This is a genomic window from Brucella pecoris (assembly GCF_006376675.1).
Taxonomy (GTDB): Bacteria; Pseudomonadota; Alphaproteobacteria; order Rhizobiales; family Rhizobiaceae; genus Brucella; species Brucella pecoris.
This window is the reverse complement of the sequence record NZ_VEWK01000003.1, coordinates 413,972-437,392: the sequence shown is the minus strand read 5'-3', so window position 1 is coordinate 437,392 and position 23,421 is coordinate 413,972. Positions and strand designations below refer to the sequence as shown.

Sequence of the window (23,421 nt, the reverse complement as noted above, 5' to 3'; positions counted from 1 at the left end):
ACCTGGAATTAGACTATGTACCGTTATGATGAATTCGACCGCGATTTTGTTGCGGCCCGCGTTGCCCAGTTCAAGGATCAGGTCGAGCGCCGTTTGACGGGGGAGCTGACAGAAGACCAGTTCAAGCCGCTGCGTCTGATGAACGGTCTTTATCTGCAATTGCACGCCTATATGCTGCGCGTGGCTATCCCCTATGGTACGCTGTCGAGCCGCCAGTTGCGCAGGCTTGGATCGATTGCACGCGACTATGATCGCGGCTTCGGCCATTTCACCACGCGCCAGAACATACAGTATAACTGGCCCGCCCTGAAGGACGTGCCGCGCATTCTGGAAGAGCTGGCGGAAGTCGAGATGCACGCTATCCAGACCTCGGGCAATTGCATTCGCAACGTAACCGCCGACCATTTCGCGGGCGCTGCCGCCGACGAAGTGGCTGATCCGCGTCCGTTTGCAGAAATTTTGCGCCAGTGGTCGTCGCTGCATCCGGAATTCTCCTATCTGCCGCGCAAGTTCAAGATCGCCATTGTCGGTTCGGAGCATGATCGCGCCGCCATTCAGGTGCATGACATCGGCTTGCAGCTCAAGAAGAACGAGGCAGGCGATCTGGGACTGGCCGTCTATATTGGCGGCGGTCAGGGTCGCACGCCGATGGTGGCGAAGAAAATCCGTGACTTCCTGCCCATCGAGGACTTGCTGACCTATGTGACGGCCATCGTGCGCGTCTATAATCTGCATGGCCGTCGCGACAACAAGTATAAGGCGCGCATCAAGATCCTCGTCCATGAAACGGGCGTCGAAGAACTGACCCGCGAGATTGACGCCGAATGGGAAAATATTCGTGATAGTGAGCTGAAGCTGCCGCAGCGCGACGTCGATGCCATCGAAAGCTATTTCCGCATGCCGAACTTGCCGCAACGGCCGGAAGGCTGGGAAGTGCTGGCGGTCACCCAGAAGGCCGACGCGGAATTTGCAAGTTGGGTGGCGCGCAATGTCACGCCGCACAAGAACCCGGATTATGCGGTCGTCACCATTTCGCTCAAACCCATCGGCGGTATTCCAGGCGACGCAAGCGCCGAGCAGATGGAGCTGGTGGCGGATATTGCCGAAACCTATTCCTTTGATGAAATCCGCGTCAGCCACGAGCAGAATCTGGTTCTGCCGCATGTGGCCAAGGCCGATCTCGCAGCCGTCTACGATCTGCTGCAATCGGATGGGCTGGTGACGGCAAATGCCGGTCTCATCACCGACATCATCGCCTGCCCGGGTCTCGATTATTGCGCCCTTGCCAATGCTCGCTCCATTCCGGTGGCGCAGCGTATTTCCGAGCGTTTTGGCGACCAGCAGCGCCAGCTTGAAATTGGCGATCTCAAGATCAAGATTTCCGGCTGCATCAATGCCTGCGGCCATCACCATGTAGGCCATATCGGTATTCTGGGCGTCGAGAAGAAGGGCGAGGAACTCTATCAGATTACGCTTGGCGGTTCGGCGGACGAGCATTCGACCATCGGCGACATCACCGGTCGCGGCTTCTCGTCGGAAGAGGTGGTGGATGCCATCGAAACGGTCGTGGACACCTATCTGTCCTTACGGGAAAGCCCGGAGGAAACTTTCCTCGCCGCCTATCGCCGCGTTGGCATGGAGCCGTTCAAACGCGCGCTTTATGGAGAAATAAGCCGTGCAGCTTGATGCTGAAGAAAGCGCTAGCGCTGAAGCCCGCCTTCTGGAGGCCAGCCACGGCGCGTCTACCCCACAGGAAGTGATAGCGCTTGTCACGCGCGAACTCTATGAGGGGCAGATTGCGGTCGTGTCTTCCTTCGGGGCGGAATCGGCAGTGCTTCTGCACATGATCTCGGAAATCGACCCGACGACGCCGGTTCTGTTCCTTGATACGGGAAAGCACTTTCGGGCAACGCTCGATTATCGTCATGATCTGGTGGACCGGCTGGGTTTGACCGATGTGCAGGATATCCTGCCGCTGGACGACAGCCTCAAGGCGGACGATCCATTCGGCGCGCTGTCGATGACCGATAAGGATCGCTGCTGCTTCATCCGCAAGGTCGAGCCGATGGCGCGCGCCGTGGCCCCTTATCGGGCCTGGATGACGGGCCGCAAGCAGTTTCAGGCATCGACGCGCGAAAGTCTGGCAACGTTCGAATCGGTCGGCCCGCGTATTCGTATCAATCCGCTGGCGCGGTTGCAGGCAGCCGATCTCAAGGCCTATGCCGAAAAACATGATCTGCCGCCGCATCCGCTGATCGCGCAGGGCTACCGTTCCATCGGCTGCATGCCCTGCACGCGGCCCGTGAACGACGGCGAAGATCAGCGTGCTGGACGCTGGGCGGGATCGGAAAAGACAGAATGCGGCATCCACCTGTCGGGTCTGTCCGACAGCTTGAAGAATTTGGGAGCAGGTGACCGGAAATGAGCGATATCAACGAAACCAAACTCTGGTCTGCCGATGGCTTTCGCGAAGACGATTATGTCTTTGCCGACGATCTGGAAGCTGCTGGCGATGCCCCGGCGATCATCATTCCGCTGGCCGTCTGGCTTGGACTGGATGAGGAGCGCCGCCGCGCCTCCAATCGCCGGATCGGCGTTTCGGTTGCGCCGGGCGAAGCCATCGAACCGCTGCTGGATGATCTTGGCAGCGTGCCGCTGATCGCCTTGCAGTTCCCAGCTTTCAATGACGGTCGCTCCTATTCCAAGGCCGAGATATTGCGCCGCGAGGGGTTTGCGGGTGAATTGCGCGCCGTTGGCGATGTGCTGATCGATCAGGCCGCCCTGATGCTGCGGACCGGCTTCGACAGCCTACAGGTGACGAACAAGGTTGCCCAGAGCCGTCTTGGCGAAAATCGTCTGGTCGATACGCCCGGCTATTACCAGCCGGGACGTGGATCAGTACCGGAGGAGGCCGGGTTTGCCTGGCGTCGTGTCAAGGCAAGTTAGGCACATCGCTCAAATTTGCCATTTTTCTGAGCGCTTTGATGCGCTAGACACGCCTCACCAAATTCAGGGAGTCGCGGCGTGATCCGGCATATTGTTTTCTTCAGCGTCAAAGAAGGTCAGGATATAGAGACAGTCAAAAAGGGGTTGGAGCAACTCGGCACCATTCCCCATGCTGACCTTTTTGAAGTTCTGCCAAATTCCAGGGTCGATCCGATGTGCGACCGCATTGATCTCGTGGTCTATGCCGAGTTCAAAGATGAGGAAGCGCTTTTCGCTTTCAAAAAGCATCCGACCTATGACGCGACGACGCAACTGGTGCGTCCGATGCGCGAATTGCGCTTTTCAGCCGATGTTGTGACGGACAAGCGCTAAAGCATTTTCGAGCCAAAAGCGCAAAGCGGTCTTGCGTTCGGAAATGCGTAAAAATAGCTACCAGTCGGTCAGTGGTTTTTCCTGCAGCGGCAGGCCGCCGAACAGATCAGGCTCGCTGGACGTTTTTGCTCGCTCGATATTGAGAAGCTTGAGCTTGGTTGCAGTTCCGCCAGCCGCCGAAAAGCCGCCTACTTTACCATTGGAGCCGAGAACCCGATGGCATGGTACAATGATCGGGAACGGGTTTTTGCCCAGTGCATAGCCGACAGCCTGCGAGAGGCTGACATCACCAAGTCGCCGGGCAATCGCACCATAGGTCGTCGTCTCGCCCGGTTTCAGCTCAAGGATGATTTCATAGACCTGTCGGTTGAGATCGGGTTGGGTATCTAGCGCCAGCGGTGTACCTGAAAAATCGACATCGGCGCCTGTCAGAAGCGCGCGCACACCCCGAATTGCATTGCTGACGAAGGAGGGCAGGTTGATATCTTCGGCACCAGGGAACCGCTCGCCCAGCCGGTAGCGAGTTTCCTTCTCGTCGGCATCTCCGATCTCGACACCCACAATCTTCTGGCCGCGCCAGGCAATGCCGCACGGTCCGATCTCTGTTTCGAAAATGGTGATGCCTGACGATTCCATGGAAATAATATTAGCATGGTTTTGAATGGAACAAATGCCGGTTAACGGGCAACGATAAGAACGTTCAAGTGAAAAGTCGTAACAATTGCGGAAATTGGCGCAGTGAAATGGTTGAAGAACGTCACGAATAATGATTGTGTGATGGCAACCGGCCAATGCCCTTAAATGGCCAAACGGATTGACGAGAGTTTCCGGCACCTGTCACGGTGGGAGCGGAACCGAGGAATTTAAATGGACGATTACGAGCGATATGCCACAGGGTTGATGATCGTTTTTGGTGCGCTGATTATCGGCGGCCTCATGGCGGCAAACCTGTATCACGGTGACAAGCCGGGCTTTTTATTCGCGCTGGGCGCTGCGGTTGTCAGTTGGTTCGCGGCGTTTGCCGTCCTGTTTGACAGGCCGCGCGTTTATGGTGTGATGATCGCGGTTGCGATCGGTCTGGTTGCGGCTTCAATCGGTGCCTACGTCACCTGATTTCTAAATTATTTCATTCAGGAAAAAGCCCCGGACTATCCGGGGCTTTTTTGATTCAGAGATATGGCGAGTAGCACTGGCGCCGCGGCCCGTAATTGGGCTGGAACGTGTTATCGTAGGCTCGATAAGAGCGATAACGATTGTAGCACCAACGCACATGCGGGTTGCCACCCCGATAGACCGGAGCTGGACGGTAGCGATAGGCGGGAGGTGGCCCCCAATAACGACGATCATACCGATGGTAAGGACGGTCGTGCCGCCAGTAACGACGCTGTTCACGCCAATAGCGATGGTCGTCGCGATGGTCGTAATATTGAATATTCTGCACATTCGGTGCCGAAGTCTGTGCGGATGGTGTCGCCATCAGAGACGGCTGTGCCGCATTTGCAGTCCCGGCAACAGCGGACAATCCCATGCCGAGTGACAAACATGCGGCAAACAGGGAATAAGTAAACCTTTTCATAGGTCTCTCCTCACAGCGCATACCGAAAAGTGTGAAACGGTTTTCGGATAAGATGCGCGTAAAAATGAACAGCACATATCGTCCCCAGCCTTATTTTGCCCGGATATTGTGGCGCAGCGGTGGCCCTGCGAAGTCACGATTTCTTCGAGCTGGCAACAGATGGGTGATGCTCGATTACAGGATGGAGAATGGCTTCGCCGAATTGACATAAAGATATGTTTATGTCATTAAACGACTTTCGCAGTGTGCGTATGACAGGCAATTTAGGCCGGTTTGTCTCAAACAGACCTATTGTCTGATAACAGATTGAATACAGGCGGTGTTTTATGGCCTCTTCCCTCGATGGTCTTTTTGGTGCAACGGCAGCGCAGCCGGATGGTTCCGAAGTACTGGCAGCTCTCACCAAGGCAGCGCGCGAGCGCATCCTGATCCTTGATGGTGCGATGGGAACGCAGATTCAGGGGCTCGGTTTTCATGAGGAGCATTTCCGCGGCGAGCGCTTCGGTGCTTGCGACTGTCAGCTTCAGGGGAATAACGACCTTCTGACCCTGACCCAGCCCAAGGCTATCGAAGAAATCCATTACGCCTACGCCATTGCGGGCGCGGATATTCTCGAAACGAATACCTTTTCTTCTACGACGATTGCCCAGGCCGATTACGGCATGGAAGAGCAGGTCTATGAGCTGAACCGCGACGGTGCGCGCCTTGCGCGTCGCGCCGCCTTGCGCGCCGAGCAGAGGGACGGCCGCCGCCGTTTCGTCGCAGGCGCTTTGGGGCCGACAAACCGCACGGCTTCACTGTCGCCGGATGTCAACAATCCCGGTTACCGCGCTGTTACCTTCGACGATCTGCGCATTGCCTATGCCGAGCAAATCCGGGGGCTGATCGATGGCGGTTCCGACATCATCCTGATCGAAACCATCTTCGACACGCTGAATGCCAAGGCGGCAGTCTTTGCATCGGAACAAGTGTTCGAGGAAAAGGGCATCTTCCTGCCGGTGATGATTTCCGGCACGATCACCGATCTTTCCGGCCGCACCCTGTCCGGCCAGACGCCAACGGCTTTCTGGCACTCGCTGCGTCACGCCAAGCCGTTTACTATCGGTCTCAATTGCGCGCTCGGCGCAAACGCCATGCGCGCCCATCTCGACGAATTGTCGAACATCGCTGATACGTTTATCTGCGCCTATCCGAATGCCGGCCTGCCGAACGAGTTCGGCCAGTATGACGAAACGCCGGAAGCAATGGCTGCGCAGATCGAAGACTTTGCGCGTGATGGTTTGGTCAATGTGGTCGGGGGGTGCTGTGGCTCGACGCCGGAACATATCCGCGCCATTGCTGAGGCTGTTGCAAAACACCCGCCGCGCAAGCCTGCCAAGGTCGCGCCGCTGATGCGCCTTTCGGGTCTTGAGCCCTTCACGCTGACCGAGGATATTCCCTTCGTCAATGTCGGTGAGCGCACCAACGTCACCGGCTCGGCCCGGTTCCGCAAGCTGATCAAGGCCGGTGACTTTGCCGCCGCTCTTGATGTCGCGCGCGATCAGGTGGTCAATGGCGCCCAGATTATCGATATCAACATGGATGAAGGCCTGATCGATTCCGAAAAGGCGATGGTCGAATTCCTCAATCTGATCGCTGCCGAGCCGGATATCGCCCGCGTGCCGATCATGATCGACAGCTCCAAATGGGAGGTGATCGAGGCCGGTCTGAAATGCGTTCAGGGCAAGCCGGTGGTCAATTCCATCTCGATGAAGGAAGGCGAGGAAGCCTTCATTCATCATGCAAAGCTTGTTCGCGCCTATGGTGCGGCGGTCGTGGTGATGGCATTCGATGAAACCGGACAGGCCGATACCGAAGCGCGCAAAATTGAAATCTGTACCCGCGCGTACAATATCCTGACCGAACAGGTTGGTTTTCCCCCGGAAGACATCATTTTCGATCCGAACATCTTCGCAGTGGCGACGGGTATCGACGAACACAATAATTATGGCGTCGATTTCATCGAAGCGACCCGGCAGATCATGGCGACCTTGCCGCATGTCCACATCTCGGGCGGCGTGTCGAACCTGTCCTTCTCGTTTCGCGGCAACGAACCTGTGCGCGAAGCGATGCACGCTGTCTTCCTGTATCACGCCATTCAGGCGGGGATGGATATGGGTATCGTCAATGCCGGTCAGCTCGCGGTTTACGATGCCATCGATCCGGAGTTGCGTGAGGCCTGCGAGGATGTAGTGCTGAACCGCCGTTCAGATGCGACGGAACGTCTGCTGGAACTCGCCGAGCGCTTCCGCGATTCAGGTTCCAAGGAAGCCAGGGTGCAGGATCTCACCTGGCGCGAATGGCCGGTGGAAAAGCGCCTTGCACATGCGCTGGTCAACGGCATTACCGAATATATCGAAGCCGATACGGAAGAGGCGCGTCAAGCCGCCGCGCGTCCGTTGCATGTTATCGAAGGCCCGTTGATGGCTGGCATGAATGTGGTCGGTGACCTGTTCGGCGCGGGCAAGATGTTCCTGCCCCAGGTGGTCAAGTCCGCCCGCGTGATGAAGCAGGCTGTGGCCGTCCTCCTGCCCTATATGGAGGAGGAAAAGCGCCGCAATGCTGAAAATGGGGTCAGCGGCAGCGAACGTCAGAGCGCCGGCAAGGTGCTGATGGCGACCGTAAAGGGCGATGTGCACGATATTGGCAAGAATATCGTCGGCGTCGTGCTTGCCTGCAACAATTACGAAATCATCGATCTCGGTGTCATGGTGCCATCGCAGAAAATTCTGCAAGTTGCACGTGACGAAAAGGTGGATATCATCGGTCTTTCCGGTCTCATCACGCCTTCGCTTGACGAGATGGCGCATGTCGCGGCTGAAATGGAGCGCGAGGGTTTTGACATTCCGCTTCTGATCGGCGGCGCGACGACCAGCCGTGTCCATACGGCGGTGAAGATTCATCCGCGCTATGAACGCGGACAGGCAGTCTATGTCATCGATGCCAGCCGCGCTGTTGGTGTCGTATCCAGCCTGCTCTCACCGGAAGGCAAGCAGACCTATGTCGACGGTCTGCGCGGGGAATACGCCAAGGTCGCAGCCGCTCATGCGCGCAACGAAGCGGAAAAGCAGCGTCTCCCGATCGCTCGTGCCCGTGCTAATGCACATAAGCTCGACTGGGAGAGTTTTGTTCCGACAAAGCCGACTTTTACCGGCACCAAAACCTTCGATGGTTATGATCTGGCAGAGATCGCCCGCTATATCGACTGGACGCCGTTCTTCCAGACCTGGGAGATGAAAGGGCGTTATCCGGCGATTCTTGAGGACGAAAAGCAGGGTGAGGCCGCACGCCAGCTCTGGTCCGATGCGCAGGCCATGCTGAAGAAAATCATCGACGAAAAATGGTTCACGCCGAAAGCCGTGGTCGGCTTCTGGCCAGCCAATGCGGTGGGCGACGATATCCGGCTGTTCACCGACGAGAGCCGGAAAGAGGAACTTGCGACCTTCTTCACCTTGCGCCAGCAGCTTAGCAAGCGCGATGGCCGTCCGAATGTCGCCATGTCCGACTTTGTGGCGCCGGTCGAAAGCGGAAAGCAGGATTATGTCGGCGGTTTCGTCGTTACGGCAGGCATTGGCGAGGTGGCCATTGCCGAGCGTTTCGAACGCGCCAATGACGATTATTCCGCGATTCTGGTGAAGGCGCTGGCCGACCGTTTTGCCGAAGCCTTTGCGGAACTGATGCATGAGCGCGTGCGTAAGGAGTTCTGGGCCTATTCGGCTGACGAAACCTATACGCCCGAAGAACTGATCGGCGAGCCTTACAAGGGTATTCGTCCGGCTCCGGGCTATCCCTCCCAGCCGGACCATACCGAAAAGACCGCGCTGTTCCGCCTTTTGGACGCCACCGCGAATACGGGCGTGGAACTGACGGAAAGCTATGCGATGTGGCCGGGCTCGTCGGTTTCGGGCCTCTATATAGGACACCCGGAAAGCTATTATTTCGGTGTGGCCAAGGTCGAGCGCGATCAGGTCGAGGATTACGCAAGCCGCAAGGGAATGGCGGTTGAGGAGGTCGAGCGCTGGCTTGCGCCGATCCTCAACTACACACCGGGTGCGGCTGCCGAAGAGGCTGCGGCATGATGAATGTCGCGGCTCAATTAACTTAATCTCATATACTCGTATTTCTGACAGATGCGCCGCGTGCGTTCGGCTGGTTTGTAGTTGTTTATCGACTGCAGATCAGCAGACGTGGCGGCGTCAGCCTGTTATTTTATGTTGTGGAGCGCTGATTTAGTTGTCGTTTAGAGCGCATTTCGATCTGATTGGATCAGATCGGTGCGTCTCAACTGTTTGTTTTGATGCGTATATTGTTCCGAAAATCGTTTCATATTCTTCGGGATGCGCTTTAAGATTGATGTTGTTCTATGTAATTATTAAGTATTTATTAAAGTAAATCATAATTTAGTTCACTGTAATATTTACATGGTGGAGATTTGTATATTTCACAATAGTATATAGAGAAAAATACAGGGATGTGTTAGTGATTTGTTGGCGTTTTATTTAAGTGCGTCGAATTTCAATAATCATCAATAGTTATATTTTTCGTTGGGAAGTCTGCAATGAAATGGGAACAAATCTATGAGTCCATGCAATCTGCTGACGATGCCGGACAGCTCCTTGAATACATAAATGCCTATGCCAAGCAGTGCGGTTTTGCACACACGGCCTATGTCATGCGCGTTCCTTTGTTAAACGGTGTGGTTAAATGGCTTAGCTTTGGTTCATTGCCGCAAGAATGGATCGATCACTATGCGGCCAGAAAATATGCGGATCTGGACCCATTGGTTCGCAAGGGATTGAACAGCATCGAGCCGCTGGTCTGGTCAGCAAAGCTGTTTGCAGATGCGCCACAGATCTGGGCGGATGCACAGCGCTTCGGTCTGAGGTTGGAATTTCCCAGCCGTGCTGGGCGGCGCAGGGCGTGTTCGGAATGCTTTCTTTCCTGAGAAATGGCCCGGCATTATCTTCCGGCGAGATTTCAATGTTGCGGCGTCAGATGCAGATCGCAGCCAATCTTTTGCATCTTTCGATGTATGAACATCTCGATGTTCCGACGATGAATTGCGTTTCGGAAGTGAACCTGACGATGCGTGAACGGGAAATTCTGCGTTGGACGAGTGAGGGAAAGACTGCCGAGATCATCGGCACCATCCTCAACATTTCTACACGCACGGTGAATTTTCACATCAGCAACGTGCTTACAAAACTGGTCGCGGTCAATAAGGTTCAGGCGGTCGCCAAAGCCCGCACGTTTGGTCTTCTCTAAATCTCTTCCAAGTCCCTCGGCGGTTTGATCCGAAGGGCAATTTTCAGCGGCTTTCCGGTTTGCGCTTTTTCTGAAACGGGCTACTAATTCATTATCTTTCCCGGAGGATTAATGAATGACTGCTCAGCCAAACTCTCTAGAAGCCCGCGATATCCGTTATCATCTCCATTCTTACACTGATGCGGTCCGCCTTGAAGCGGAGGGCCCGCTTGTCATCGAGCGTGGCGATGGCATTTACGTCGAGGATGTTGCTGGCAAGCGCTACATTGAAGCGATGTCAGGACTGTGGAGCGTCGGCGTGGGCTTTTCGGAACCACGTCTGGCTGAAGCCGCCGCACGGCAGATGAAGAAGCTGCCCTTCTATCATACATTCTCCTATCGTTCGCACGGTCCGGTTATCGACTTGGCTGAAAAGCTCGTCTCGATGGCTCCAGTGCCGATGAGCAAGGCTTATTTCACCAATTCAGGTTCTGAAGCCAATGATACTGTCATCAAGCTGATCTGGTATCGCTCCAATGCGCTGGGCGAACCGGAGCGCAAGAAAATCATATCGCGCAAGCGCGGCTATCATGGCGTGACGATTGCCTCCGCCAGCCTGACTGGTCTGCCCAATAATCACCGCTCCTTCGATCTGCCGATCGACCGCATTCTGCATACGGGTTGTCCGCATCATTATCGAGAAGGGCAGGCAGGCGAGAGCGAGGAACAGTTCGCAACGCGACTGGCGGATGAACTGGAACAGTTGATCATCGCGGAAGGCCCGCACACCATCGCCGCTTTCATCGGAGAGCCGGTGATGGGCGCTGGCGGCGTGGTTGTGCCGCCGAAAACCTATTGGGAAAAGGTGCAGGCGGTTCTCAAACGCTACAATATTCTTCTGGTGGCTGACGAAGTCATTTGCGGTTTCGGACGGACGGGCAACTTGTTCGGCAGCCAGACTTTCGACATGAAACCGGACATTTTGGTCATGTCGAAGCAGCTTTCATCATCCTATCTGCCGATTTCAGCCTTCCTTATCAATGAGCGTGTCTACGCACCGATTGCCGAAGAAAGCCACAAGATCGGTACGCTTGGTACGGGCTTCACCGCATCAGGCCATCCGGTGGCAGCAGCAGTCGCGCTGGAAAACCTTGCCATTATCGAAGAGCGTGATCTGGTCGCCAATGCGCGTGACCGCGGAACCTATATGCAGAAGCGCTTGCGCGAACTGCAGGATCATCCTTTGGTCGGCGAAGTGCGTGGTGTTGGTCTCATTGCCGGTGTCGAGCTTGTCACCGACAAGCAGGCCAAGACAGGTCTTGAACAGGCTGGTGCACTGGGCGCTCAGGCAAATGCAGCGCTTCAGGAGCGGGGTGTCATTTCGCGCGCAATGGGCGACACGCTTGCCTTCTGTCCGCCGCTCATCATCAACGATCAGCAGATCGATACGATGGTGTCCGCGCTCGAAGCGACGCTGAACGATGTTCAGGCGAGCCTCGCCAGGTAATAATTTGCTCAGGAGCTGTCCGAATGACGGGCAGCTCCTGAGCGAAAACCCGTTAAATATCACAAAAATTGTATGATTTTCCGTGACTTGACCAAAAATCAGCTTTTTCCAGCGCGCGCAAGTTTGTTCCGGTCCGGCTTGCAAATACGGTAAGTTTTTCGCGCAAGCCGGTCGCAATACGCGATAGGGTTCTTTCACTTTTCCGCATCATTTCACGACAATGCGCGCACCGTGGCTTTTGCCGCATCTGCGCCGGATGAAGGCCATCTCCTGACCTTGGGCCATCCCTCCCGCCAGTATCGAGTCCCCATCCGGTTGCCGGGAGTAATTAGTCGTGCATCATGCATCCCTGACCAAGAACCTGACGCATCTGCAGCGCCTTGAGGCGGAAGCGATCCATATTTTTCGTGAGGTTGCAGCAACCTTCTCCAATCCGGTGATGCTTTACTCGGTCGGTAAGGATTCGTCGGTGATGCTGCATCTGGCGATGAAGGCATTTTATCCAGCGCCGCCGCCCTTTCCCTTTCTGCATGTTGATACGACATGGAAGTTTCGCGAGATGATCGAGTTTCGCGATGCTCAGGCACGTGAAAAGGGTTTTGAGTTGCTCGTTCATATCAACGAAGATGGCGTGCGCGAGGGTATTGGTCCTTTTAGCCATGGATCGAATGTCCACACGCATGTGATGAAGACCGTCGCTTTGCGGCAGGCGCTCGACAGGTACCAGTTCGATGCCGCCTTTGGTGGTGCCCGTCGCGACGAGGAGAAATCGCGCGCCAAGGAGCGCATCTTTTCTTTCCGTAACGCGCAACATGGCTGGGACCCCAAGAACCAGCGTCCGGAAATGTGGAAAATCTACAATACGCGTGTTTCCGCCGGGGAGTCGATCCGCGTGTTTCCGCTGTCGAACTGGACTGAACTCGATATCTGGCAATATATCCTGCAGGAGAATATCCCCATCGTGCCGCTTTATTTTGCGGCGCATCGTCCGGTGGTCGAACGCGATGGCATGCTGATCATGGTCGACGATGACCGAATGAAGCTGCGTCCGGGCGAGCAGGTGGAAAACCGTCTGGTGCGATTCCGCACGCTCGGCTGCTATCCGCTGACTGGCGCGATTGAATCAAGTGCTGCGGACCTTTCCGATATTGTCGAGGAAATGCTGATTGCCCGTACATCCGAGCGGCAAGGCCGCGCCATTGATCGTGATGAAGCCGGATCGATGGAGAAAAAGAAGCGCGAGGGCTATTTCTGATGAATGTGGTAATCAAGCCTGTTGCGGCCAACGCCGCAGTCAGCGATTTTCTGGCCGATCAGGAGCGAAAGACACTTCTGCGCTTTCTCACCTGCGGGTCAGTAGATGATGGTAAGTCGACGCTCATCGGGCGTCTGCTCTACGACACGAAACTGATCTTCGAGGATCAACTTGCTTCATTGAAGAACGATAGCCGCAAGTTTGGCACCACGGATGACGACTTCGATTTTGCGTTGCTGGTCGACGGGCTGGAAGCCGAGCGGGAGCAGGGGATCACCATTGATGTCGCCTATCGCTTCTTTTCGACGCCACGCCGCAAATTCATCGTCGCGGACACGCCGGGTCATGCGCAATATACGCGTAACATGGCAACCGGCGCATCGACGGCCGATCTTGCTATCGTGCTCATCGATGCCCGTCAGGGTGTGCTGACTCAAACGCGCCGCCATTCCTTCATCGCTTCAGCGCTTGGCATTCGTCATATCGTTCTGGCCGTGAACAAGATTGATCTGGTCGATTTTTCGCAAAAAGCCTTCGAGCGCATCGTTGCCGACTATATGAGCTTCGCCAAAGAACTAGGCTTTGTCAGTATCCAGCCGATCCCGCTTTCGGCGCGTTTCGGCGACAATGTCACCCTGCCATCGCCACGCATGGACTGGTATGAGGGACCGCATTTGCTCGAACATCTGGAAACCGTGCGCATCGATACGGAGGCGGCTGCGAAACCTTTCCGTTTTCCGGTGCAATATGTGAACCGGCCCAATCTTGATTTCCGCGGTTTCTCCGGCACCGTGGCATCCGGTTCGATCAGCGCCGGTGATCCTGTCGTGGTTGCCAAATCAGGCAAGACATCCCGCGTAAAGCGTATTGCCACCTATGACGGTGATCTGCCGCGTGCGTCCGAAGGGCAGGCTATCACACTGGTTCTGGAGGACGAGATCGAGGTTTCGCGCGGCAATATGCTGGTGGGAACGGAAGCTCGGCCCGAAGTGGCCGACCGGTTCTCTGCCAATATAGTCTGGTTCGGTGAGGAGGCATTACAGCCCGGTCGTTCCTACATCCTGCGTACCGAGACGGATCAGACGCCGGTAACGATCAACGAGATTGTATACAGAACCGATGTCGACAGCTTCACCCGTCAGGTAGCGTCTCGCCTCGACCTCAACGAGATCGGACTTTGCCATCTCCAGACGGTGGATCAGATTGCGTTCGATCCTTACGCCGACAATCGTGTGACTGGCGCATTCGTCTTGATCGACCGGCTTACCAACACGACTGTAGGCGCTGGAATGGTCGATAGCGCTCTCAGGCAGGCGACAAATGTGCACCTGCAATCCTTCGACCTCGACAAGCAGATACGTGCAGCACAGAAATTCCAGAAACCCGCTGTGCTCTGGTTCACGGGTCTGTCCGGCTCCGGTAAATCTACCATCGCAAACCGGCTGGAACAGCGTCTCCACGCGCTCGGTAAGCACACTTATTTGCTGGATGGCGACAATGTCCGCCATGGTCTCAACAGCAATCTGGGCTTCTCGGAGGAGGATCGGGCAGAGAATATCCGTCGCGTGGGAGAGGTCGCCCGGTTGATGACCGATGCGGGTCTAGTGGTGCTGGTCTCCTTCATCTCGCCATTTCGAGCCGAGCGGGATCGTATTCGCTCCCGGTTGCCGGAAGGTGAGTTTGTGGAGATTTTCGTGGATACACCGATAGAGGAATGCATCGCCCGCGATCCGAAGGGGCTTTATGCGCAGGCTTTGCGCGGCGAGATCAAGGCTTTTACCGGCATTGATTCTCCTTATGAAGCACCTATTTCGCCGGAGCTTCGCCTGACTACGACAGGTCGTGACGTTGACGAACTCGTCGCGGAAGTAGAAAAGTATCTTGCCGAACGTGGTATCATCGGCAGTTATGGCAGCGATTCCTGGTCAATCTGAGCAATGAAGATTTCAGCCTTCCCGAAAACCGATCCAAACGGCAAAGCGATGCTTGGCGTCCTGCAGGAAGCTGCGCTGGAGGCGGGGCGCGTTATCATGAGGCACTATACCAATGGTTGCGCGGTTCAGAGCAAAAAAGATGCTTCGCCCGTCACGGAAGCAGATCGCGACGCGGAGGCCATCATTCTTGCGGCAATCGCTTCAGTTGCCCCAGATATTCCTGTTGTGGCGGAAGAAGAAGTGGCGGCGGGACGTTTGCCTTCGCAATTGGGCCGGCGGTTTCTATTGGTTGATCCTCTGGACGGCACCCGTGAGTTTCTGCTGCGAAACGGCGATTTCACGGTGAATATCGGTCTGATCGAGGATGGCGTTCCAGTTCTCGGCATTGTCTACGCGCCAGTTCGCAATCGCCTGTTCATCGGACACAGCAATGGTGCTGAAGAAATAACAACGACCAAAGATCATGCGGTCGGAACACGGCGTCGGATAGCAGTGCGTGTTCACGGGCCGGAGCGCGTGGCCGTCTGCAGCCGGTCCCATAAGAACCCGGAGACGGAAAAATTTCTGAACGACAATGGGATCAGCAGTTGTGTTTCCATTGGCTCGTCGTTGAAGTTTTGCCTGATCGCTAGTGGAGAGGCCGACATCTATCCGCGTTTCGGCCCGACGATGGAATGGGATACGGCAGCGGGCGATGCCGTTTTGCGCGCCGCTGGCGGTCTTACCACGACATTCGAGGGTGCGCCGCTCTTCTACGGTCAACGCATTAGCGAAGGCGTCGCTGGTTTTGCCAACCCTAATTTTGTCGCTTTCGGCGGTGGAGCATTGCCTGTTTTTGCCGCTGTGTGACGCTTATCGATAACAAACTGAAAAAGCTCCTGTTTTCATATGCAGAGCGCCTGAAAGCCGTTTCCGACTTTTCAAGTCAGGCATTTAAAAAAACGGCAAGATGCACTTGCAGCTTGAAATTTGGGGAGTTATAAGCCGCCTCAATGGTTACGGCCAAATGGTCACGGAGTGTAGCGCAGCCTGGTAGCGCACCTCGTTCGGGACGAGGGGGTCGGAGGTTCGAATCCTCTCACTCCGACCATTTTCTTGAGAGATGCAGGCGCTCTTTCATCTGATGTTTCACTTACAGTTCTGTGGTATCAAAGAATATTGGCTTGCAATAAGTCGTTGTATGCGAATTGCATGACGCAATTCCTGCAACAGAACTTCAGTGTGGGCTACCTTTGCAGTTGATACTATGTTATCGCTTCCTCGAAGAGCATTGGCGCATTGAGGTAGACTTTGCCTAATTAATACCGGTCTCAATCCAGTTTCACCTGTGCAACCTGAAAGCAAGAAGCTTTCGGGTATGTGAACTTGTTCATCGGGTGTCGGTTAGAGACCGGTTTGGCATTGTCAAATGTGCCAGACAGCTTGTGCTGTCTCTGCTCTTCAGCCACTCAAAACACCGCCATACCGCGCCCGAAACGGGCACCTCATTCGCCGTCTTGGTGAACTTCCAAAATGGAAGACCGAGATACTATGAGCAATACTCTTCGGGTACGGTGGACCGTCACACCGAAAATTGCCCCTCAGCCTTGGATTGCGTGCAGCGGGTGCGGCAAGTTGAAGGCTTTTCAATCGAGCGGAAAGGTTCGACTGAATGCCAATGGCCGCAAGCTGGATGCGTGGCTGATCTATAAGTGTCTGACATGTGACAAAACATGGAACCGGCCGATCTTCGAACGACAGAATGTTCGCGAGATAGACCCAAAGATATTGGAGGCACTTCAGTCCAACGATCCGCAATGGATCTGGACGGAAGCATTCGATATCCAAGCACTGAGACGTAAATCGCAGCGCGTTGATGAGTTTTCAGAGTGCGAAGTCGCGAAAGGCATCGCGCGTGGCACTGCAAGCTCCAAGGCAATCGAGATCGAATTGCACGTGGCCTTGCCGGTAAGCATACGGCTCGATCGTCTCTTGGCGACAGAGCTTCAAATGTCTCGTGCCAGTCTTCAGGCGCTTTGCGATAGGGGGGTAATTCGGATTGAACCGGATGAAAACAGCATCTTGCGGCGACGCATCAAGACTGGTGTCGTGATCTCGATAAATCCGGGGGAACTGGATCGTGAGACCGGGTGGCAGTCGCTTGTCACGGGAAGCGCGTTAGAACGCGGATCTGATTGAATCAGATCCGCGTTCTGGGTATTTTTTAACGCGCACCTTATCCGAAAACCGTTTCACACTTTTCGGGATGCGCTCTCATAAAACAATGAAGGCCCGGCTTCGGGTCTTCTATCGCTCTGGGACAGATGAATGAGGGTGGCACTCACCCCCTCTAATCCTTCTTTCCGAAAACCGACATGCGCATGAACTCGCCGTCATATTCGGCGAGAGCAACCACGCGTTTGCGATCCAGTATTTCCACACGATTTGAACGAAACAGGATCAATCCCTCCTCCCGCAGGTCACGCAGCATCCGATTGAGATGAATCGGTGTCAGCCCCAGAGCATCGGCAAGCTGATATTGCGTCAGGGGGCAATGGAAGGAGTTTGGATCGCCCATCCCACACGATTGCACACGGTCGGAAAGCTCAAGAAACAGGTGTGCGGTTCGGACGAAAGCGGCGCGACATCCGATGTTGGTAAGGTGTTCGATCAACATGGACCGTTGACGTGCAAGAAGCTCGATAAGGATCAGACTGAGGCGCGGTGCGCGTTCAATAGCGGCTTCAAGCGAGGCGAGCGGAATCTCGAAAACCGACATCGGTGTGATGGCCGCGATCGTGTTGTAGCTGTATCCATCGGCGGTTCGAAGGCCGAGAAAATCGCTGCGCATGGGGAAGTCGATAATCTGCCGTTCGCCACTCGACAGATCGCGATAAACGCACCCCCAGCCGGAACGCACGAGATGGATGCTTCTGACACGCGCACCCTGCTCGATGATAGTGGCATCGGCGGCAAAATCGTTTTCAATCACCGTGAGCGAAGAAAGCGCGTCTGTTTCCCGCGCTTCAAGCTTGGCCAGAATTGGAGCCGTCTCCAATAAACCAATAAGCGCTTCAATCGATGGGTCTGTGGTCTGCCTGCCACTATGCATTTCTAACCCACTAGAACGTATTCCGAGACGCATGAAATAGCTTTTCGGAAAAGATGCGCGTTAAAACGAACAGTTAGAGCGCGATTTGATTCAATCAAATCGAAATGCGTTCCCAAGCATTTCCGGCAGGATCACAATGCGATCTTGCATTTGGAAAAACGGATAAACCATCAAATGGTTTTCCGTCAGAATTTTGAGTATTCTTGAATTTAGGAATACGCAACTGCCCCATGCTACGTCGGTAAATTCTGTAAGCCCGAAAACCAACTAAACGAAAGATATAGAGGCTATATCCTCCCGCTCTGCAAGTCGTTCTTATGGACGGTCATAATTTTTCTGCATTGCTAACATAAGTTAATGACACGATTATTTCCCGATTGCAATATTTACCCCAGTCAAGGCCATAGGTCTATCCAGCCAGGCACAGGAAATCACTCGTCTCTGACGAAAGTAATAGTTGGGTGCATAAACATAGAGCAACTTGAGTAGCGCCGGGAGTATCACATGTTGGAAACAAGAGGGGATAGCCTTTGGGCCGCTTCGGAGAGCATCGGCGATAGGGGCAACGCCGCAAGCATTGAGGCAGCGCGTGGACGGCGTATGTTGCTCGTATGCAAAAGCAACCTTGAGCGGCAGTGCCTTTATAATGGGCTTGTGCTGAATGGCCTCAAGCTTCCTGTGGAGACACAAGCGGCGGTAGAGCTCGCGGATCCGACGGACGATATTGCTGTTGTTCTCATCAATATCGGCTCGAAACGATTGGCGGATCCATTTTTCTCGGAAAAATTGCAGGCTGTGATCGAACTCTGGCGTCCGGTTCCGGTGGTCTTTCTTGCTGAACGCGAGGAGTGGGCGCAGGTTGTGCGCGCCATGGAAATCGGCGCTCGCGGCTATATCCCCACTTCAGTCGATATAAAAGTCTGCGTCGAGGCCATTCATCTTGCAACTGCTGGCGGCATGTATGTGCCCGCTTCGATGGTTTTCCAGACCGCGCCGACCGATATCGATGATGATGTTCTGGGTGAACTGCTTACGGCGCGAGAAATCGAAGTCGTCCATGCCATTCGGATTGGCAAGTCGAACAAGATCATCGCATTCGAACTTGGTATGAGCGAAGGCACGGTCAAGGCGCACGTGCACAACATCATGAAGAAGATCGGCGCCGCGAACCGCACGGAAGTAGCGTGCAAACTGCACAGAATGTACGGCGAGAAATTCGATCTCGATTGAACCGTCCGATTTTCATTGGTTCGGTGCCGTTCGCCTAAAAAATTTGGAGAAGCGAATTGGTTATCGCCTCTCCATAATAAATGAGAGCGGGTGTTCCTTTATCGGGTTCTTATTCCGGCCCTGCCGGAGACGCCGCCCCGCCTTCCGGAGCCCATCACAAACCCGGCCTGTTACGCATCAACACCGCACACCACTCCCCGCATTCCTTTACCTGAATTGAACAGCTCGATAGTCTTGCTTGTATGTTTACGTCGAGCTGGCATCAATGCATCATACTCTATTTACACTCTTATCCCTTGCTTTATTTCATTCTTTTCGAAGCAAGGGATGATTGAATTAATACGTATTCTTGTGTTTTTAGTGAATGTAGATATTATGTTTCCCTATAACCATTAGGTTTATGAGGATTTTATGGAGCCCATCGAAGGGGTTGCTCAGGTTTAAGCATTGATCATCGAAATATCTGTTTCGTCCAGAATGTAAACGAAGGTTATACTTGAGATTATACTGATATTTCGTAAATCGTGAGCAAGGGGTGATGAATGGCAAAAACTTCTGGAAAGGAAGCGCAGTCAATGCCATTCGAACTGAAGCGGTTGCTTTCTATTGAAAAACCGCGAAATTACCCGAACGCAATCAGAAGAATTCCAGCTCTGGGATAAAAATGCAGCTCACTCCTCGTCACAACGCAATTCTTGAGCTCGCTCGCAAGCAAGGGCAGGTTCTGGTGGACGACCTTGCCACGGCTTTCGAGGTGACGCCGCAGACGGTGCGCAAGGATTTGAACGATCTTTGCCGCGCCCGGATGCTGCGTCGTATCCATGGGGGCGCACTCTATCCGTCCGGCGTCGAGAACATGGAATATGAAGCGCGACGCCGCATCGCCGCATATGAAAAGGAATCGATTGGACGTGCTGCCGCAGAGATCATTCCGGACGGTGCTTCCTTGTTCATCAATATTGGCACTACGACCGAAGCTGTCAGTCAGGCGCTGGTCGATCACAGCAATCTGATGGTCATCACGAATAACATCAATGTTGCCAATACGCTGCGTGTCCACCCTTCGATAGAGGTGGTGGTCGCAGGTGGTGTCGTGCGCCCGTCTGATGGGGGAATTGTCGGCGAAGCTGCCGTTGATTTCATCCGGCAGTTCAAGGTTGATTACGCGATCATCGGCGCTTCCGCCATGGACGAGGACGGAGCCCTGCTCGATTTTGATTTCCGCGAAGTGAAAGTGGCGCAGGCCATTATCGCCAATGCCCGACATGTAATTCTCGTGACCGATTCCACAAAGCTGGAGCGGACCGCGCCGGTGCGTATCGGCCACATATCGCAGATTGATACCTTCATCACCGATCACTGCCCGTCGAAGCAGTTGCGGGAATTGTGCCGCGAAAGCGAGGTCGAACTGATCGAAACCCTTGGAGAAAGTCCGGCGGAAGAAAAACGAATGTAGGTTCGTTTCATTTTCGGTTTGCTTTCGTATTAAATGAATTATATTCGCTTTGGTTTTCGGAGACTGGTCTTCGGGGTTCGCCATGGCGCAAGAGAAACTATTCGACATTTTTGTAATCGGCGGCGGCATTAACGGCTGCGGTATTGCACGTGATGCGGTTGGCCGGGGATTTTCAGTTGGCCTTGCCGAAATGAACGATCTGGCAAGCGGCACCTCGTCGCGAGCAACCAAGCTTATTCATGGTGGTTTGCGTTATCTGGAGCACTACGAATTTCGTCTGGTGCGTGAGGCGCTGATGGAGCGCGAGGTGCTGTGGGCCAATGCACCACACATCATTCATCCGATGCGGTTTGTGCTGCCCTATCATAAAGGCGGAATGCGTCCCGCATGGCTGTTGAGGCTCGGATTGTTCCTCTATGACCATTTGGGCGGGCGTAAAAAGCTTCCTGCAACGCGTACACTCGATATGCGCTCCGACCCGGCAGCGCAGCCCCTGAAGCCGCTTTTTACAAAGGCATTCGAATATTCCGATTGCTGGGTAGACGATGCGCGTTTCGTCGCTTTAACCGCTAGGGATGCAGCAGATCGCGGTGCGATGATCCGAACCCGCACAAAAGTCGTGGCGGCGCGCCGTGACAGGGAATACTGGACCATTACGCTGGAAGATACCGCTACATACGAGCGCGAGGAAGTTCGCGCTCGCCTGCTGGTCAATGCTGCCGGTCCCTGGGCTGACAAAGTTCTGCAGGGTGTCGAGGGAGATCGACAGCTTCACAATGTCCGCCTTGTTCAGGGTAGCCACATCGTGGTGCGCAAGAAATTCTCCGATCCTCGTTCCTATTTCTTCCAGAACAATGACGGGCGCATCATATTTGCCATTCCCTATGAGGACGACTTTACTCTGATCGGCACGACCGATCAGGATTATCAGGGCGATCCGGCCAAGGTTGCGATCACCGATGGCGAGACCGATTATCTCTGCGCGGCAGCCAGCGAATATTTCAAGGAGCCGATCAGGCGCGAGGATATCGTCTGGACATATTCTGGTGTGCGCCCGCTTTATGATGACGGCGCAAGCAAGGCACAGGAAGCGACCCGCGATTATGTGCTGAAAGAAGATGCGCCCGATGGGCTTGCTCCTCTGATCAATGTCTTTGGCGGCAAGCTGACCACGGCGCGGCGGCTTGCCGAACATATGTTGGAGAAGATCGAGCATCGGTTAGGCAGAAAGGGGACGCCGTGGACCCATGCCGCACCGTTGCCCGGTGGTGATTTCGTGGATGTCGAGTTTGAGCGTGAGCTGCAAAAGGTAAATGTCGCTTATTCTTTCCTGACACCTGCTCATGCCCGGCGCCTGTTCCGACAATATGGAACGCGTATTGATGTTTTGCTCGGGGAGGCCGTTTCACTCGCCGATCTCGGACAGCATTTCGGTGCCGATCTTTATGAAGCCGAAGTGCGTTATCTCCTTGAGAATGAATGGGCAGTGAGCGCCGAGGATATTTTGTGGCGGCGTACGAAGCTTGGGCTTCGTCTCAATGCGGAGGATGTTTCCTCACTTGAGCAATATCTGAAGCCAGCACGCGTCGCCTAAACCGGCCTTCAATCTGTCGTCACACTTGCCAGTTGTGTTCTGAGCAGTCATTATTCTTCCAGACAGCGGGTTCCAGCCTTCCTGGGAGGAAAAGATGGGCACACCGCAAGACCGAATACATGCGGATCGGATTCAATCCGCAATCATGACAGCCGGTGGCGCTGCCAGATCGGCTCTGGTCGCCTCATGGCGGCGCTCGGCGGAACTGCATGGGCTTGATCCTGCCGAACTGGGGGCCGTGCGCACGCTTTCCGACGGTGAGTTCAGGACTGCACATCAGCGTGTCGAACGCCTTGTCAGTATAGCGCAAGCCAGCATGGACCGCCTTTATCTGGCCGTTGGCGGGGTTGGCTGTTGTGTGCTTCTGGCCGATAGCGAAGGCGTGCCGGTCGAACGTCGCGGCGCGCCGGGCGATGACGACACCTTCTATCGCTGGGGGCTCTGGACCGGTGCTGTCTGGAGCGAACAGAGCGAAGGTACGAATGGCATCGGGACCTGTATTGTCGAGCAGCGACCACTGACAATCCATCGCGACCAGCATTTTCACACGCGTAATATCGGGCTTTCCTGTACGGTCGCCCCGATCCACGATCATCAGGGGCGTTTGATGGCAGCGCTTGATGTGTCCTCGTGTCGTGCCGATCTGACCGAGGCATTCGCGCAGCTTATATCTGTCGCTGTAATTGATGCTGCACGGCGTATCGAGGCCGAAAATTTCCGGCAGGCTTTTCCCGAGGCTCGTATCATGCTGGCGCCAAGCCCCGACAGAACCGGCGGAGCACTGATCGCGGTCGACAAGGATGATCTGGTCATCGGCGCCACACGTGCGGCGCGTCTGGCAATGGGGCTTGACGATGCCGCTATTGCAGTTCCGTTGCCTGCAGCCGATCTTCTCGGCTGGCACGCTGACCCTCGTGAAGATATGGCAGAGTCAGAGCGCAGCGTTATTCTGCGCGCTCTTGCGCGTGCTGAAGGAAATATTTCGGCCGCAGCCGGTCTTTTGGGCATCAGTCGCGCCACGCTTCATCGCAAGCTCAATCGCTTGAAGATCATTCGTCCGCACTAATCAGCAATAAGCGGGCGCAACTGTCTCAATATTGCGACACATAACCTTGCGAGCTTGAATGCACGGGATGACTCTTTCGTGCTGCCGCGCGATCCTCACTCATGAAGCGCT

The 23,421-nt window shown here is 54.9% G+C and carries 18 protein-coding genes, 1 tRNA gene and 1 pseudogene; 17 read left to right on the top strand and 3 right to left on the bottom strand.

Annotated elements, in window-relative coordinates:
- The first annotated feature begins 15 nt into the window (after positions 1-15).
- From FIB18_RS08630 to FIB18_RS08615, 4 genes are all read left to right on the top strand, one after another.
- On the top strand, positions 16-1,686 hold the full coding sequence (locus FIB18_RS08630) for a nitrite/sulfite reductase (RefSeq protein WP_140020301.1): 1,671 nt from the start codon (positions 16-18) through the stop codon (positions 1,684-1,686).
- On the top strand, positions 1,676-2,425 hold the full coding sequence (locus tag FIB18_RS08625) for a phosphoadenylyl-sulfate reductase (RefSeq protein WP_140020300.1): 750 nt from the start codon (positions 1,676-1,678) through the stop codon (positions 2,423-2,425). Before FIB18_RS08630 ends, FIB18_RS08625 begins: the two co-directional genes overlap by 11 nt.
- Positions 2,422-2,946 carry a DUF934 domain-containing protein gene (locus FIB18_RS08620; protein WP_140020299.1) on the top strand — a complete coding sequence of 175 codons (525 nt, stop codon included), beginning with the start codon at positions 2,422-2,424 and terminating at the stop codon, positions 2,944-2,946. The genes FIB18_RS08625 and FIB18_RS08620 overlap by 4 nt, the downstream gene beginning before the upstream one ends.
- 78 nt (positions 2,947-3,024) lie before the next feature.
- Entirely contained in the window at positions 3,025-3,318 is a 294-nt protein-coding gene (locus FIB18_RS08615) for a Dabb family protein (RefSeq protein WP_125300560.1), read from the top strand.
- Between the two features lie 57 nt (positions 3,319-3,375).
- Here FIB18_RS08615 and FIB18_RS08610 read toward each other — a convergent pair whose 3' ends face one another.
- The gene (locus FIB18_RS08610; protein ID WP_140020298.1) at positions 3,376-3,954 is read right to left on the bottom strand and encodes a methylated-DNA--[protein]-cysteine S-methyltransferase; all 579 of its coding nucleotides are present in this window, start codon (positions 3,952-3,954) and stop codon (positions 3,376-3,378) included.
- A gap of 231 nt (positions 3,955-4,185) precedes the next feature.
- On the opposite strand from FIB18_RS08610, the gene FIB18_RS08605 reads away from it, so the two are divergent.
- Positions 4,186-4,431, top strand: a complete 246-nt coding sequence (locus FIB18_RS08605) for a hypothetical protein (protein ID WP_140020297.1) — start codon at positions 4,186-4,188, stop codon at positions 4,429-4,431.
- A 55-nt stretch (positions 4,432-4,486) separates the two neighbouring features.
- Here the strand turns inward: FIB18_RS08605 and FIB18_RS08600 are convergent, their stop codons facing one another.
- Entirely contained in the window at positions 4,487-4,894 is a 408-nt protein-coding gene (locus tag FIB18_RS08600; protein ID WP_140020296.1) for a BA14K family protein, read from the bottom strand.
- A gap of 326 nt (positions 4,895-5,220) precedes the next feature.
- Between FIB18_RS08600 and metH the strand changes: the two genes are divergently transcribed.
- The 8 genes and pseudogenes from metH to FIB18_RS08560 all read left to right on the top strand — a co-directional run bounded on the left by metH (position 5,221) and on the right by FIB18_RS08560 (position 17,051).
- Entirely contained in the window at positions 5,221-9,012 is a 3,792-nt protein-coding gene (metH, locus tag FIB18_RS08595; RefSeq protein ID WP_140020295.1) for a methionine synthase, read from the top strand.
- 479 nt (positions 9,013-9,491) lie between these two features.
- Positions 9,492-10,198 (top strand): annotated as a pseudogene (locus FIB18_RS08590) (LuxR family transcriptional regulator).
- Positions 10,199-10,313: 115 nt separating this feature from the next.
- Entirely contained in the window at positions 10,314-11,684 is a 1,371-nt protein-coding gene (locus FIB18_RS08585; RefSeq protein WP_140020294.1) for an aspartate aminotransferase family protein, read from the top strand.
- 334 nt (positions 11,685-12,018) lie between these two features.
- Positions 12,019-12,939, top strand: a complete 921-nt coding sequence (cysD, locus tag FIB18_RS08580) for a sulfate adenylyltransferase subunit CysD (RefSeq protein WP_140020293.1) — start codon at positions 12,019-12,021, stop codon at positions 12,937-12,939.
- Positions 12,939-14,873: a sulfate adenylyltransferase subunit CysN gene (cysN, locus tag FIB18_RS08575; RefSeq protein ID WP_140020292.1), complete on the top strand. Its 1,935-nt coding sequence runs from the start codon at positions 12,939-12,941 to the stop codon at positions 14,871-14,873. The genes cysD and cysN overlap by 1 nt, the downstream gene beginning before the upstream one ends.
- A 3-nt stretch (positions 14,874-14,876) precedes the next feature.
- The gene (gene cysQ, locus FIB18_RS08570) at positions 14,877-15,722 is read left to right on the top strand and encodes a 3'(2'),5'-bisphosphate nucleotidase CysQ (protein WP_140020291.1); all 846 of its coding nucleotides are present in this window, start codon (positions 14,877-14,879) and stop codon (positions 15,720-15,722) included.
- A 164-nt stretch (positions 15,723-15,886) separates the two neighbouring features.
- Positions 15,887-15,963: transfer RNA gene (locus tag FIB18_RS08565), tRNA-Pro, on the top strand.
- A gap of 440 nt (positions 15,964-16,403) precedes the next feature.
- Positions 16,404-17,051 carry a DUF1062 domain-containing protein gene (locus tag FIB18_RS08560; RefSeq protein WP_140020290.1) on the top strand — a complete coding sequence of 216 codons (648 nt, stop codon included), beginning with the start codon at positions 16,404-16,406 and terminating at the stop codon, positions 17,049-17,051.
- A 151-nt stretch (positions 17,052-17,202) separates the two neighbouring features.
- Here the strand turns inward: FIB18_RS08560 and FIB18_RS08555 are convergent, their stop codons facing one another.
- A complete protein-coding gene (locus tag FIB18_RS08555; protein WP_140020289.1) occupies positions 17,203-17,964 on the bottom strand; it encodes a Crp/Fnr family transcriptional regulator in 762 nt (253 codons plus the stop codon).
- Positions 17,965-18,468: 504 nt separating this feature from the next.
- Between FIB18_RS08555 and FIB18_RS08550 the strand changes: the two genes are divergently transcribed.
- From FIB18_RS08550 to FIB18_RS08535, 4 genes are all read left to right on the top strand, one after another.
- Positions 18,469-19,194, top strand: a complete 726-nt coding sequence (locus FIB18_RS08550; RefSeq protein ID WP_140020288.1) for a response regulator transcription factor — start codon at positions 18,469-18,471, stop codon at positions 19,192-19,194.
- A gap of 664 nt (positions 19,195-19,858) precedes the next feature.
- Positions 19,859-20,650, top strand: coding sequence for a DeoR/GlpR family DNA-binding transcription regulator (locus tag FIB18_RS08545; protein ID WP_140020287.1), 792 nt, complete (start codon positions 19,859-19,861; stop codon positions 20,648-20,650).
- Positions 20,651-20,732: 82 nt separating this feature from the next.
- Complete coding sequence (gene glpD / locus FIB18_RS08540; protein ID WP_140020286.1) at positions 20,733-22,244, top strand: glycerol-3-phosphate dehydrogenase; 1,512 nt, start codon at positions 20,733-20,735, stop codon at positions 22,242-22,244.
- 94 nt (positions 22,245-22,338) lie between these two features.
- Complete coding sequence (locus FIB18_RS08535; RefSeq protein ID WP_140020285.1) at positions 22,339-23,310, top strand: GAF domain-containing protein; 972 nt, start codon at positions 22,339-22,341, stop codon at positions 23,308-23,310.
- Positions 23,311-23,421: the final 111 nt, after the last annotated feature.

Bases quoted from the DNA above. Each gene is read 5' to 3' on its own strand.
- metH (WP_140020295.1), top strand. From the start codon at position 5,221: ATGGCCTCTTCCCTCGATGGTCTTTTTGGTGCAACGGCAGCGCAGCCG.
- FIB18_RS08605 (WP_140020297.1), top strand. From the start codon at position 4,186: ATGGACGATTACGAGCGATATGCCACAGGGTTGATGATCGTTTTTGGT.
- FIB18_RS08545 (WP_140020287.1), top strand. From the start codon at position 19,859: ATGCAGCTCACTCCTCGTCACAACGCAATTCTTGAGCTCGCTCGCAAG.
- FIB18_RS08555 (WP_140020289.1), bottom strand. From the start codon at position 17,964: ATGCATAGTGGCAGGCAGACCACAGACCCATCGATTGAAGCGCTTATT.
- FIB18_RS08550 (WP_140020288.1), top strand. From the start codon at position 18,469: ATGTTGGAAACAAGAGGGGATAGCCTTTGGGCCGCTTCGGAGAGCATC.
- cysQ (WP_140020291.1), top strand. From the start codon at position 14,877: ATGAAGATTTCAGCCTTCCCGAAAACCGATCCAAACGGCAAAGCGATG.
- glpD (WP_140020286.1), top strand. From the start codon at position 20,733: ATGGCGCAAGAGAAACTATTCGACATTTTTGTAATCGGCGGCGGCATT.
- FIB18_RS08600 (WP_140020296.1), bottom strand. From the start codon at position 4,894: ATGAAAAGGTTTACTTATTCCCTGTTTGCCGCATGTTTGTCACTCGGC.
- FIB18_RS08610 (WP_140020298.1), bottom strand. From the start codon at position 3,954: ATGGAATCGTCAGGCATCACCATTTTCGAAACAGAGATCGGACCGTGC.
- FIB18_RS08585 (WP_140020294.1), top strand. From the start codon at position 10,314: ATGACTGCTCAGCCAAACTCTCTAGAAGCCCGCGATATCCGTTATCAT.
- cysN (WP_140020292.1), top strand. From the start codon at position 12,939: ATGAATGTGGTAATCAAGCCTGTTGCGGCCAACGCCGCAGTCAGCGAT.
- FIB18_RS08535 (WP_140020285.1), top strand. From the start codon at position 22,339: ATGGGCACACCGCAAGACCGAATACATGCGGATCGGATTCAATCCGCA.
- FIB18_RS08630 (WP_140020301.1), top strand. From the start codon at position 16: ATGTACCGTTATGATGAATTCGACCGCGATTTTGTTGCGGCCCGCGTT.
- FIB18_RS08620 (WP_140020299.1), top strand. From the start codon at position 2,422: ATGAGCGATATCAACGAAACCAAACTCTGGTCTGCCGATGGCTTTCGC.
- FIB18_RS08560 (WP_140020290.1), top strand. From the start codon at position 16,404: ATGAGCAATACTCTTCGGGTACGGTGGACCGTCACACCGAAAATTGCC.